The following is a 12018-nucleotide window of genomic DNA, read 5'->3' as shown; positions in this document are numbered from 1 at the left end:
AAAAAACCCCGCAGGGGCGCTACGGGGTTTTTTATGTGCATCTAGACAAATTAATCGTCTAAAAAGCTTCGTCCTTTACCAGCAGCAATACGCATACGCAGTGCATTAAGTTTGATAAAACCTGCGGCATCTTTCTGGTCGTATGAACCCGCATCATCTTCAAATGTTGCGATATTCTCATCGAACAAGCTGTCATCAGAACGACGACCAACAACAATAACATTACCTTTGTATAGTTTTAGGCGAACATCACCATTTACCACTTGCTGGGACTCATCGATCATTTGCTGGAGCATCTTACGCTCTTCTGACCACCAGAAGCCATTATAGATAACTTTAGCGTAACGCGGCATCAACTCATCTTTAAGGTGTGCAGCTTCACGATCTAGCGTGATTGACTCAATAGCACGGTGTGCTTTCAGCATAATTGTGCCGCCAGGAGTTTCGTAACAACCGCGAGACTTCATGCCTACAAAACGGTTTTCTACAATATCAAGACGACCGACACCATTCTCACCACCCACTTTGTTTAGGTATTCAAGAACAGTTGCTGGACTCATTTTTTCACCGTTGATCGCAACGATGTCACCCTTTTCGTAAGTCAACTCAAGGTAAGTTGCTTCGTCTGGAGCTTGCTCAGGAGATACGGACCAACGCCACATATCGTCTTCAGCTTCCTGCCATGGATCCTCAAGAATGTCGCCTTCGTAAGAGATGTGAAGAAGGTTAGCATCCATTGAATATGGTGATTTCTTCTTGCTACTAGCGAAATCAACTTCAATATTATGGTCTTCACAATATTTCATAAGTGTTTCACGGGAAGTTAGATCCCACTCACGCCATGGCGCGATAACATGAACACCTGGCTTAAGCGCATATGCACCTAGTTCAAAACGAATCTGGTCATTGCCCTTACCAGTCGCACCGTGAGAAATTGCATCAGCACCAGTCTCGTTAGCGATTTCAATCAAGCGCTTAGCGATTAGTGGGCGAGCAATAGATGTACCTAGAAGGTACTCACCTTCATAAATTGTGTTCGCACGGAACATTGGAAATACAAAGTCACGAACAAACTCTTCACGTAGATCTTCGATGTAAATCTCTTTTACACCCAAAGCTTCCGCTTTAGCACGTGCAGGTTCAACTTCTTCACCCTGACCTAAGTCAGCAGTGAATGTAACTACTTCGGCATTGTATTCATCTTGCAACCAGCGAACGATAACAGACGTATCCAATCCACCGGAATAGGCCAGAACGACCTTTTTAATCTCGGACATTCTCAAGCTCCAACTTGCGAACAATATTCGCCCCGACACGGGCCGAAAGGGATATTCAAATTAAGCGCGGTATTATAGCAGAACTTTATCCTGCAACGCATCCGCTGCAGGATAAATTAATAGAGTGGGACTAATGATAGTTTAGATCGACTAATCTTTTTCCAGACGAATAGTGACTCGACGGTTACGATCTCGATTTTTGCGGCTATTATTTTCAACTACTGGATAACGCTCACCATGATAGCGAGTCGTAATCATGGTTGGTTCCAAACCTAAACTGATTAAATACGCGGTCACTTCCTCAGCTCTTCGCTTAGAAATATCACGATTCATCAATCTACGACCCATATTATCGGAATGCCCATCAACATAGACACCTTTCACAGCGTCATCGTTTTTAACGTATAGAGCAATCAGATCCAATCGCTCCCTTGATGCATCCGATAAACGCCATTGGGCAGATGGAAAGAGTATGGCTGTTCGAGCCACCTGACGGTAATTAACAGGCAACAAACCAGCAGTACAAGCAACGTAGTCATCGTAGGCTGATTGAAAGTTCACAGCTGAAACAGATACACGTAATGATTCGCTAGTTCCGTACCACTCATCCGTAGTAAAAGTCGGCATCATCCCTTTATAAAGAGCTGCCAACATACTCTGAGCATGCTTTGGCTGAACTTTTATATGCCCAGTCCTCTCTTCAGCTTTCACTGTCGCGATATATTTTGGCACTATTCCCGGCTGCCAAGGAGCTGCTTCAGCAACCAGTTTACCTCCTTTTTGGAAGTGGATTGTTTCGGTGGGCTTAAGCATAAAACGGACTGACTCACCCGCCTCATGCTCAAAAATCGCATTACCAAATGAAGGGATAGCCTGACTCAATAAACACGTAAATTTAGAAGCCTCAAGCTCCCATTTAGACTCATCGATGGAGCTTCGAAAGGTTACAGCATGTACCTGTAATGAGAACACAGCTACATATAACAATAAAAATATGCGAATAAACACAATAAAACCGCCAATCAAACCAAGTCAGCAACAAATAAAATTATACCCCAGAAAAACAATATTAAGGGGGAGCGATCAATTTTAATGAGAAAGCTATATAAGCATTTGTATTATTACGGCCAATTTAAAATATTCTTGAGTAGACGATTGGAGTGACTGCACTTCCACTGCTAGAATATTGCCAAAATTTAAAGGCAACCCTCTACCAAAGTAAGGGCATCCATTGAGCAACCATAACGCCACAAAACACCCAATGGCAAACCGTTTTCGCGGTTTTCTACCAGTCGTAGTCGATGTTGAAACAGCAGGCTTCAATGCCCGTACTGACGCATTACTCGAAATCGCAGCCGTAACTTTAACCATGGATGAAAACGGCTTTTTGATTATCGACAAGAGTTTCGAAGCTCAGGTAGAACCTTTTGAAGGCGCTAACCTTGAGCAATCCGCCTTGGATTTTACAGGTATAGATCCATACGATCCCGATCGTGAAGCGGTACCTGAAAGAGAAGCACTAGAAGAGATATTTCGTGCTGTTCGAAAATCACTTAAAGCACATGATTGTAAACGCGCAGTCCTAGTTGGTCATAACGCATCTTTTGATCAAAGCTTTGTGAATGCTGCATCTAATCGAGAAGATATAAAACGCAACCCATTCCACCCTTTCTCCACTTTCGACACAGCAACACTAGCTGGCCTTGCATTTGGTCAAACTGTTCTCGCGAAAGCCTGCCAAGTTGCGGGCATCGAATTTGACGGTAAACAAGCACATTCAGCGTTATACGACACGATGAAAACAGCAGAGCTATTTTGCATTATCGTAAATCGTTGGAAAGAGCTTGGCGGCTGGGACATGGTAGACCAGTATGATGATTACGAATAACTCCTTGTAATCACCAATAATAAGATACAAAAAAACCCGCTAGTAAGCGGGTTTTTTATTAGCAATAGATTTGCTGAAGATTACAGATTATCTGCTTCTTCAGATAGGTACTTAGCAACACCTTCTGGAGATGCATCCATACCTTTATCACCTTGATTCCAGCCAGCTGGGCAAACTTCGCCGTGCTCTTGGTGGAATGCAAGTGCATCAACCATACGAAGCATTTCATCAACGTTACGACCTAGTGGTAGATCGTTAACAACTTGATGACGTACTAGACCATCTTCGTCGATTAGGAAAGAACCACGGAAAGCTACGCCGCCTTCAGATTCAACATCGTAAGACTGACAGATGCTGTGAGTCATGTCTGCAACTAGCGTGTAGTTTACTGCACCGATACCGCCTTCGTTTACCGGCGTGTTGCGCCATGCGTTGTGAGAGAAGTGAGAATCGATAGAAACACCGATCACTTCAACGTTACGCTTTTTGAATTCTTCGATACGGTGATCAAAAGCTAACAGCTCAGAAGGACAAACAAATGTGAAGTCCAGTGGGTAGAAGAATACTACCGCTTTTTTACCTTTAGTTGCTTCAGACAGTGTGAAAGCGTCAACGATTTCGCCGCTACCTAGTACTGCTGGTGCTGTAAAGTCAGGAGCCTGTTTGCCTACAAGTACGCCCATTGTGCTATTTCTCCATTAAAATGCTATCTAGCGTTTAGGTTTTTTATGATAGAAAAGACCGCTATAAAATCAAGCAATCATCTATCTAAAATTACTCAGCGCTTTGCTCTTCGGAACCCGCTGCTGCTTCTTTGATCAATTCAGCAAGCTCACCGTTTTCTGACATCTCACAGATAATGTCACAACCACCAATCAACTCACCTTTAACCCATAGCTGAGGGAATGTCGGCCAGTTTGCATATTTTGGTAGTTCTGCACGGATATCTGGATTTTCCAGAATATTTACAAAAGCAAAACGTTCACCACAAGCCATCACTGCTTCTGAAGCACGTGAAGAGAAGCCACACTGAGGAAAACGCGGCGTTCCTTTCATGTAAAGAAGAATATCATTACCTTCAATCTGCTCTTTGATGGTATCAATTACGCTCATTCATACACCTATAAAATACTTTATGTAGGATGCACAACCGTTTTTGTGCTGTGGTGAACAATGTACCACATATCCGACCATTTTACTCTGACAATGTATATTTGCTTTTCTTTATAGAGTTAATAAAAAAAATTAATTAGCCATTCTAAGTAATGATTCTTAGCTCAATCCCCCATTTCCCAAAGCAAGGCAAATTTATCCAGTAAAACTGTTGCGAAAAGCCGCAAAGCTGCCTATTATTCGTCCTTTAAATGGCAGCTTTGGCTGCCTTTTTGCGTTGTAGGGAAGATAAAAATAATGGCTGTAGAATCGATTATGACTACCTACAACCGGTTGTCCGTAGCGTTCGAACGCGGAGAAGGCAGCTGGTTGTATGATACTGACGGTAATAAATATCTTGATGCGCTCAGCGGTATAGCTGTATGTGGTTTAGGCCACTCACACCCAGCCGTAACTCATGCTATTTGTGATCAAGCAAGCAAGCTATTACATACGTCAAATTTGTACACCATTCCAAATCAGCAGCAACTTGCCGACCGCCTGACTAACATTTCAGGTATGGACAATGTGTTTTTTGGCAACTCTGGCGCTGAAGCAAATGAAGCAGCGATTAAGCTTGCTCGCCGTTATGGTCATGTCGTTCGAAACATCGAGAACCCTGCGATTATCGTCATGGAAAACTCTTTCCATGGCCGTACTATGGCAACATTAAGTGCAACAGGTAACCGTGCTGCTCAAGCAGGCTTTGAGCCTCTCGTTAGCGGCTTCGTACGCGCGCCCTTCAACGATATCGAAGCTATCAAAACAATTGCAGCTAACAACCCTAATATCGTTGCAATCCTAGCTGAACCGATTCAAGGTGAATCAGGCATCCAAATCCCTGCTGACGATTATCTGAATAAACTGCGTGACATCTGTGATGCTAACGAATGGCTATTGATGCTGGACGAAGTCCAAACAGGTAATGGCCGTTCAGGTAAATACTTTGCTTACCAGCATAACGATATTTTGCCGGACGTTGTAACTACAGCTAAGGGCTTAGGTAACGGCATACCGATTGGTGCCTGCCTTGCACGCGGTAAAGCAGCTGGCATTTTGATCGCAGGCACTCACGGTTCAACTTATGGTGGCAACCCACTGTCTTGCGCTGCTGCATTAGCTGTTGTGAATACAATCATCGATGAAAATCTATGTGATCGTGCTACTGAACTTGGCAACCGCATTACTTCAGGTTTAGAGGAACAGCTTGGTCATACTGATTATGTTGAAGAGATACGTAACAAGGGCCTACTGATCGCAATCCAATTGGGCGAAGCAGGTACTGAGTTAGCTGTCCTATCCAAAATTAAAGGCATTCTTCTTAATATTACTGGCGGTGGCAAAGTTGTACGCCTACTACCTCCATTAACCATGACAGATAGCGAAGCTGATCTATTAGTTAATACGCTATCTCAAATTATTCGCGTATATGCGGCTGATGAGCGCGATCCAATCAGCCAAGACTCGAGCCCTGCAGACGAACGTAGAGAACAATGAGTACTAGACATTTTTTAACCCTGCTCGATTTATCTTCTGAAGAACTACGCACCCTAGTTAAACGCGCAAGTGAACTGAAGGCGATCCGTAATCGTGGTGAAGTTTACGAACCGCTTAAAAATAAAGTGATGTCGATGATTTTTGAAAAATCGTCCACACGTACACGCGTTTCTTTTGAAGCGGGAATGGCACAATTTGGTGGCCACGCAATGTTTCTTTCGCCTCGCGACACTCAGCTTGGACGTGGTGAACCGATCAGCGACAGCGCTAAAGTGATTTCAAGTATGGTCGACGTGGTGATGATCCGCACATTCAGCCACCAGCTTGTAGAAGAGTTTGCTGCCAATTCCTCTGTACCGGTTATCAATGCCCTGACTGACGAATACCACCCATGTCAGCTACTAGCTGATATGCAGACTTACTTTGAACATCGCGGCGATATTCAAGGCAAAACGGTGACGTGGATCGGTGACGGCAACAATATGTGTCACTCCTACATCAATGCAGCACGTCAGTTTGATTTCAAACTAAATATCGCTTGCCCAGAAGGCTTCGACCCAGATATGAATCTAGTCGAAATCAATAAGGATCGCGTATTCATTACTCGCTCCCCTGAAGAGGCTGTTACAGGTAGCGATCTTATTGTGACTGATGTATGGGCATCTATGGGTCAGGAAGAGGAACAGAAGGAGCGCGAAGAAAAATTCGCAGGTTTCCAAGTTTCGCCAGAACTGATGGACCAAGCCAACAAAGATGCCCTATTCATGCACTGCCTTCCTGCTCACCGCGGAGAAGAAATCAGTGTAGATATGCTTGAAGATCCACGCTCTGTAGTCTTCGACGAAGCAGAAAACCGCCTTCACGCACAAAAAGCTCTACTCGAGTTCCTACTGGTAAAATAGCAATCCGATAACAGGTAAGCAGTGTATTTGCTGCTTACCTGCTCTTTATCGCTCGGGCGTACTATACTGCCTATTACCGTGGTTAAACGAGCCTGAACGGAGAAAGAATCGATGATTGAACTGCGCCACCTGAAAACACTATCTGCCTTAAGAGATGCAGGCAGCTTGGTCGAAGCAGCAGAACGCGTCCATTTGACTCAATCAGCTCTTTCTCATCAGATCAAAGATCTTGAAGATCGCCTCAATTGCTCTCTGTTTATCCGTAAAACCAAGCCTATCTGTTTCACTAGTGCAGGTCAGCGCTTACTCACACTAGCAGATGAAATACTCCCTATGATACGCAATACCGAACGCGACATAGGGCGACTCGCAGGCGGCGAAGCTGGGCGTTTAAACTTGTGTATTGAATGCCATAGCTGTTTCGATTGGCTAATGCCAACAATCGACCACTTCCGTCAGCACTGGCCAGAAGTAGAACTAGACCTTTCAAGCGGCTTTAGCTTTCAACCGCTACCAGCCCTTGCTCGCGGCGATCTAGATTTAGTTATTACAGCTGACCCTGAACCTCGCAATGGCATAGCTTACATACCGCTGTTCACTTACGAATCGCGTTTAGCAATCAGTAAGCAACATCGATTAATGGCGAGACGTTTTATTCACCCTGAAGATATCGCTCAAGAAACGTTGATCACTTACCCAGTGGAACCTCAACGCCTAGATATCTTCAATCACTTCCTAGACGAAGCTGGTGTTGAGCCTGCCGCAATACGCACAGCAGAATTAACGGTAATGATGATGCAGTTGATTGCTAGTGGACGCGGTGTAGCCGCCCTACCCAATTGGGCTATGCACGAGTATATTCAGCGCGATTACATTGTTTCCAAACCTTTAGGCGAGAAAGGTGTTTGGTGTACGCTTTATGCCGCGATCCGTGAAGATCAAAAAGACGCTGAGTTTATGGTGGATTTCCTTAATACCGCAAAAGATGTATCCTTCCGTAATCTAACAGGTATAAAGACAGCTTAATTACCTTTATACTGACTGTAACATTTTTGAGAATACACGAAGTTTACAGTGAATAACGCACCTGCGAGTTTCCTAAAACAACTATCAGCAGACTCTTCTGCTCTTGCCTTTTATTCTCAGTCCTACTTTATCTAGGTCTGTGGGTTTAGTGCTACCTGCACATAACTGACAGGCCGTATCACATCTTTTGTTTCAGCAAGCATTGCTTGCGCTTTTACCCAGATTATTCGCCCTACAGCCCAAATACGTATTAGTGCTGTAAGGAAGCAGGAAAAACACATGACTACAAAGATTTGGACTCCTTCAAGCTGGAGAGATAAACCCATTGTTCAGCAGCCTCAATACCCTGATGCAGCTGCGTTAAACAAAGCCGAAAACACTTTATCCCAAATGCCACCTTTGGTATTTGCAGGCGAAATCAATCAGCTAAAAACCGATCTAGCCCAAGTAGCGCAAGGCAGAGCATTTTTGCTACAAGGCGGTGACTGTGCAGAAAGCTTCAGCGAATTCAATGCAGACAAAATTCGCGATACTTTCAAAGTACTGATGCAGATGGCCATTGTCATGACCTTCTCTGCTAGCTGCCCTGTTGTTAAGGTTGGCCGTATCGCAGGACAGTACGCTAAGCCCCGTTCCAGCGACATGGAAACAGCTAACGGTGTTGAACTACCTAGCTACCGTGGAGATATAGTCAATGGCATTGAATTCACTGAATCCGCTAGGCAGGCAGATCCTGAACGTTTAGTGACGGCTTACCATCAAGCCGCATCGACACTGAATCTACTCCGTGCTTTTTCTCGAGGCGGCTTTGCAGATCTACAACAAGTCCACGCTTGGAACCAAAGCTTTGTGACTAATAGCCCGCTGAGTAACAAGTATCAGGATTTGGCGGATCAGATCGATCAAACCATGCGTTTTATGGAAGCTTGTGGCATTACCGCGCAAAACACCCCGCAACTGCATGAAACATCGCTATACACATCCCACGAGGCGTTGTTACTAGGCTATGAAGAAGCGCTAACTCGTCAAGATAGCCTATCCGGCAACTGGTATGACTGTTCAGCACACATGCTATGGATTGGCGATCGTACGCGCCAGCCAGATCATGCTCATGTAGAGTTCCTGCGCGGCGTTAAGAACCCAATTGGCATTAAAGTCGGCCCAAGTACAAAAATTGAAGATCTAGAACAACTTTTGGAAACGCTAAACCCAGAAAACGAAGCGGGTCGTATTACTCTGATTGCTCGTATGGGAGCAGATAAAATCACCGAATGCCTTCCAAGCTTAGTTCGTGCTGTTAAAGCATCTGGTCAGCAAGTTATTTGGAGCTCTGACCCAATGCATGGCAATACAATCAAAGCATCCAGCGGCTATAAAACACGTAGTGTTGACTCTATTCTGTGTGAGATGAAAGGCTTCTTCGAAGTTCACAAAGCAGAAGGTACTCACGCAGGCGGCGTACATTTCGAAATGACAGGCCAGAATGTAACAGAATGTATTGGTGGTGCTTACATGATCAGCGAGCAAGATCTAGGGGATCGCTACCATACCCATTGCGACCCACGCTTAAACGGCGAGCAAGCACTAGAACTCGCCTTCTTAATTGCTGATACCTTGAAAGCAGCAAGAGCTTAATCTTGCCTCTGATGAACAAAAAAGCCCGTCCAATGAATGACGGGCTTTTTCTTACCTGAGCTGGTTAGAAAGGTTAATTTTCCAACAACCCTTTCAGCACAATACTGCAATAACTCACCACCCCTATAACGTGCCCTTTATCAATCACTGGTGCATGCGCTAAACCAAAGTTCTCAAACAAACGCGTGCAGTAACGAATATCCATATGTGGATCAACGGAGATAACAGGCTTCGCCATCACTTCGTAAACATTCACACGCTCAGGAGAGCGGTCTTTCGCAACGACTTTCTTTGCAATATCCGATAGTAATAACAAACCAAATTCGTCATCATCATTACGCTTATTGATGATCAATACACGCGCATCTTGCTCTTGGAAAATTTTCAGTGCTTCGTTGACTGTCATTAAGCCGTCAACCATAGCGAACTCATCCGTCATCACATCGCAGGTTCGTACGACTTTACGCTGTGCACTCATAACTCCTCCTCCACAATATTCGCTAATTTAGCGACTTGGTGAGATATCCCAACGGCATCCTCTACATCAAGCTGGATCGCGATCCCACGCCCAGGCTTCTCATCAAGTTCGCCGACCTCTGATATTGTTTCTAGGATCTTTCGACTGAGATGTTCCTCAACGATAAACAATATAACATCGCGTTGCGTTTCTAAGGTTAAACCAAAGAACGTCGTCGATTTATCTACACCTTCACCACGCGCATTGTTGATAACTGTTGCACCTGTAGCACCTGCTTCACGTGCTGCTTTCATTACATCATCTGTTTTTGAATCTTCTACAAACACTACTAACAGTTTGAAATGCATATCTGCCTCTTTTGTCAGCCAGTTGCTCTCGCACGCTTAGTGCGAAATTCAGAAATTTGTGCGTAAGCCATTACCGTTATCATTGGGAATAAACTAGCAAAGGCAATCAAACCAAAACCATCAATCAGAGCACTTCGACCAGGTACTGTTTCAGCCAAACCAAGACCTAAAGCCGCAACAAGGGGCACCGTAACCGTCGACGTTGTTACCCCACCCGAGTCATAGGCTAAAGGCACTATCATCTTTGGTGCAAAGCAGGTTTGTATAACAACAACGATATAACCCGCGATAATAAACCAGTGAATAGGATACCCTGTGACTATTCGCCAAGTGCCTAAAGAGATACCTACAGCAACCCCTATAGCAACCGCTATACGCAGCCCCCAAACACCAATCGCACCACCGGAAACCTTATGCGCTTTAATGGCTACAGCAATCAGAGAAGGCTCTGCAATTGTCGTACTCGCTCCAATCGCGAAGGCAAAGATATAAACCCAGAAATAATCTTGCCATTGCAGCGCGTCCGATACAGAACCACTCCAACTACGAATAAACTCAGGATCGGTCAGTTGTTCTGCCATTAAACGCCCAATAGGAAATAGTGCTTTTTCTAACCCCAACAAGAAAAGCGCTAAACCGACAATCACATACCCAAAACCAATCAACACCTTACGTAGGTTAGCAATGCGTCTTCGAATTACAGCAATCTGAAAACCAAAGATAATGACTGCGATTGGAATCACATCTTTAATTGTAGTCAGGGTGATCTCGATAAATTGAGACAGTAGCTCCATTTAGATCACCATCCCATAAGCCATCACAAAGATCATGGGTGTTAAAGAAGCAAAAGCGATCAAACCGAAACCATCTATCATTGGGTTTCGACCTTCAATAGATGAAGCTAGTCCGACACCTAATGCCGTTACCAAAGGAACCGTAATTGTAGAAGTGGTAACACCGCCAGAATCATAGGCAATTCCGATAATTTCACGGGGTGCAAAAGCTGTCATAATCACGACAAGCATATAGCCTGCAATAATCATATATTGAATTGACCACCCCTTAAGGATGCGTAAAACACCTAAAACAATGGCCAAGCCAACAGAAAAGGCAACAGTATAACGAAGGCCTGAAGCGTAACTTAATTGGGATTGCTCAGTTGCTTCAATCATCCCGCCCGTAGCGGCGACTTTGGCCGCCTCAGCTGCCACAGCTATCAATGCGGGCTCCGCCACTGTGGTACCGAATCCTAGACTAAAGGCAAATGCTAACAACCAAAAAACACTACCTTTACGTGCAAAAGCGTGTGCCATGCTCTCCCCTATTGGGAAAAGCCCCATCTCTAAGCCATAGATAAAGAAAGTTAGACCAGCGACAACACACAACAACCCCGTGATCAAACCGAAGAAATCTGGAACAGACTGCTGCAAGACAACAATTTGGAAAAATGCGATCACTAAAACAATAGGCGCCAAGTCTCTCAAGCTACCTAGCATGGATCGACCTAAAGCAAGAACACCTGCGTGCAACTTAGATATCCTCTTGAATATTAAGGATTAATTATATCTAAATTAAGAGGTATAGAAGTGGGTGTAAAGGACCTATATCAAAAAAGGGATTAGAATGACATCTAAAAAGTACAAATCAGCAATACTGAGCAATGTGCAGGCTTAATAAAGCACCCACAGATATAAAAATATCAGACCATCAGAGTTAGACATCGCTCCTTCATCGAGCAAACTAATTTAAAAATGCGCAGCAATTTGAATAAAGCTCGAATCAATGGTGCTGCTTAATGCCATACACAATTTATAGC

At 44.3% G+C, this 12018-nt stretch carries 13 protein-coding genes; 5 read left to right on the top strand and 8 right to left on the bottom strand.

Annotation, left to right across the window (positions count from 1 at the left end):
- Positions 1–50 precede the first annotated feature (50 nt).
- Positions 51–1277, bottom strand: coding sequence for an argininosuccinate synthase (locus ACMXYO_RS04830; protein WP_415887387.1), 1227 nt, complete (start codon positions 1275–1277; stop codon positions 51–53).
- Positions 1278–1427: 150 nt separating this feature from the next.
- Complete coding sequence (locus ACMXYO_RS04825) at positions 1428–2285, bottom strand: flagellar protein MotY (protein ID WP_415887386.1); 858 nt, start codon at positions 2283–2285, stop codon at positions 1428–1430.
- 253 nt (positions 2286–2538) lie between these two features.
- Between ACMXYO_RS04825 and rnt the strand changes: the two genes are divergently transcribed.
- Positions 2539–3165, top strand: a complete 627-nt coding sequence (rnt, locus tag ACMXYO_RS04820; protein ID WP_415884669.1) for a ribonuclease T — start codon at positions 2539–2541, stop codon at positions 3163–3165.
- An 80-nt stretch (positions 3166–3245) separates the two neighbouring features.
- Here rnt and ACMXYO_RS04815 read toward each other — a convergent pair whose 3' ends face one another.
- Positions 3246–3848, bottom strand: coding sequence for a peroxiredoxin (locus ACMXYO_RS04815; RefSeq protein ID WP_415887385.1), 603 nt, complete (start codon positions 3846–3848; stop codon positions 3246–3248).
- A 91-nt stretch (positions 3849–3939) separates the two neighbouring features.
- Positions 3940–4278, bottom strand: a complete 339-nt coding sequence (gene grxD / locus ACMXYO_RS04810) for a Grx4 family monothiol glutaredoxin (RefSeq protein ID WP_415881869.1) — start codon at positions 4276–4278, stop codon at positions 3940–3942.
- 315 nt (positions 4279–4593) lie between these two features.
- On the opposite strand from grxD, the gene ACMXYO_RS04805 reads away from it, so the two are divergent.
- The 4 genes from ACMXYO_RS04805 (at position 4594) to ACMXYO_RS04790 (ending at position 9377) form a co-directional block, all read left to right on the top strand.
- The gene (locus ACMXYO_RS04805) at positions 4594–5814 is read left to right on the top strand and encodes an aspartate aminotransferase family protein (protein WP_415887384.1); all 1221 of its coding nucleotides are present in this window, start codon (positions 4594–4596) and stop codon (positions 5812–5814) included.
- Complete coding sequence (gene argF / locus ACMXYO_RS04800) at positions 5811–6716, top strand: ornithine carbamoyltransferase (RefSeq protein ID WP_415887383.1); 906 nt, start codon at positions 5811–5813, stop codon at positions 6714–6716. The genes ACMXYO_RS04805 and argF overlap by 4 nt, the downstream gene beginning before the upstream one ends.
- 111 nt (positions 6717–6827) lie before the next feature.
- Entirely contained in the window at positions 6828–7742 is a 915-nt protein-coding gene (locus tag ACMXYO_RS04795; RefSeq protein ID WP_415881872.1) for a LysR family transcriptional regulator, read from the top strand.
- Positions 7743–8021: 279 nt separating this feature from the next.
- On the top strand, positions 8022–9377 hold the full coding sequence (locus ACMXYO_RS04790) for a class II 3-deoxy-7-phosphoheptulonate synthase (protein WP_415887381.1): 1356 nt from the start codon (positions 8022–8024) through the stop codon (positions 9375–9377).
- 73 nt (positions 9378–9450) lie between these two features.
- Here the strand turns inward: ACMXYO_RS04790 and ACMXYO_RS04785 are convergent, their stop codons facing one another.
- Genes ACMXYO_RS04785 through ACMXYO_RS04770 form a run of 4 tightly spaced genes read right to left on the bottom strand, consistent with a single transcriptional unit; the run spans position 9451 to position 11698 of the window.
- Entirely contained in the window at positions 9451–9855 is a 405-nt protein-coding gene (locus ACMXYO_RS04785) for a CBS domain-containing protein (RefSeq protein ID WP_415887380.1), read from the bottom strand.
- On the bottom strand, positions 9852–10202 hold the full coding sequence (locus ACMXYO_RS04780; protein WP_415887379.1) for a P-II family nitrogen regulator: 351 nt from the start codon (positions 10200–10202) through the stop codon (positions 9852–9854). The genes ACMXYO_RS04785 and ACMXYO_RS04780 overlap by 4 nt, the downstream gene beginning before the upstream one ends.
- Positions 10203–10216: 14 nt before the next feature.
- The gene (locus tag ACMXYO_RS04775) at positions 10217–10996 is read right to left on the bottom strand and encodes a DUF1538 domain-containing protein (RefSeq protein WP_415887378.1); all 780 of its coding nucleotides are present in this window, start codon (positions 10994–10996) and stop codon (positions 10217–10219) included.
- Entirely contained in the window at positions 10997–11698 is a 702-nt protein-coding gene (locus ACMXYO_RS04770) for a DUF1538 family protein (protein ID WP_415888071.1), read from the bottom strand. It abuts the gene before it with no gap.
- Positions 11699–12018 lie beyond the last annotated feature (320 nt).

Source organism: Neptuniibacter sp. QD37_6, assembly GCF_047778085.1.
Classification (GTDB): Bacteria; Pseudomonadota; Gammaproteobacteria; order Pseudomonadales; family Balneatricaceae; genus Neptuniibacter.
This window is presented reverse-complemented; position numbering and strand designations above follow the sequence as displayed.

Bases quoted from the DNA above. Each gene is read 5' to 3' on its own strand.
- ACMXYO_RS04785 (WP_415887380.1), bottom strand. From the start codon at position 9,855: ATGAGTGCACAGCGTAAAGTCGTACGAACCTGCGATGTGATGACGGAT.
- ACMXYO_RS04805 (WP_415887384.1), top strand. From the start codon at position 4,594: ATGACTACCTACAACCGGTTGTCCGTAGCGTTCGAACGCGGAGAAGGC.
- ACMXYO_RS04790 (WP_415887381.1), top strand. From the start codon at position 8,022: ATGACTACAAAGATTTGGACTCCTTCAAGCTGGAGAGATAAACCCATT.
- ACMXYO_RS04770 (WP_415888071.1), bottom strand. From the start codon at position 11,698: ATGCTAGGTAGCTTGAGAGACTTGGCGCCTATTGTTTTAGTGATCGCA.
- ACMXYO_RS04830 (WP_415887387.1), bottom strand. From the start codon at position 1,277: ATGTCCGAGATTAAAAAGGTCGTTCTGGCCTATTCCGGTGGATTGGAT.
- grxD (WP_415881869.1), bottom strand. From the start codon at position 4,278: ATGAGCGTAATTGATACCATCAAAGAGCAGATTGAAGGTAATGATATT.
- ACMXYO_RS04780 (WP_415887379.1), bottom strand. From the start codon at position 10,202: ATGCATTTCAAACTGTTAGTAGTGTTTGTAGAAGATTCAAAAACAGAT.
- rnt (WP_415884669.1), top strand. From the start codon at position 2,539: ATGGCAAACCGTTTTCGCGGTTTTCTACCAGTCGTAGTCGATGTTGAA.
- ACMXYO_RS04795 (WP_415881872.1), top strand. From the start codon at position 6,828: ATGATTGAACTGCGCCACCTGAAAACACTATCTGCCTTAAGAGATGCA.
- argF (WP_415887383.1), top strand. From the start codon at position 5,811: ATGAGTACTAGACATTTTTTAACCCTGCTCGATTTATCTTCTGAAGAA.
- ACMXYO_RS04775 (WP_415887378.1), bottom strand. From the start codon at position 10,996: ATGGAGCTACTGTCTCAATTTATCGAGATCACCCTGACTACAATTAAA.
- ACMXYO_RS04815 (WP_415887385.1), bottom strand. From the start codon at position 3,848: ATGGGCGTACTTGTAGGCAAACAGGCTCCTGACTTTACAGCACCAGCA.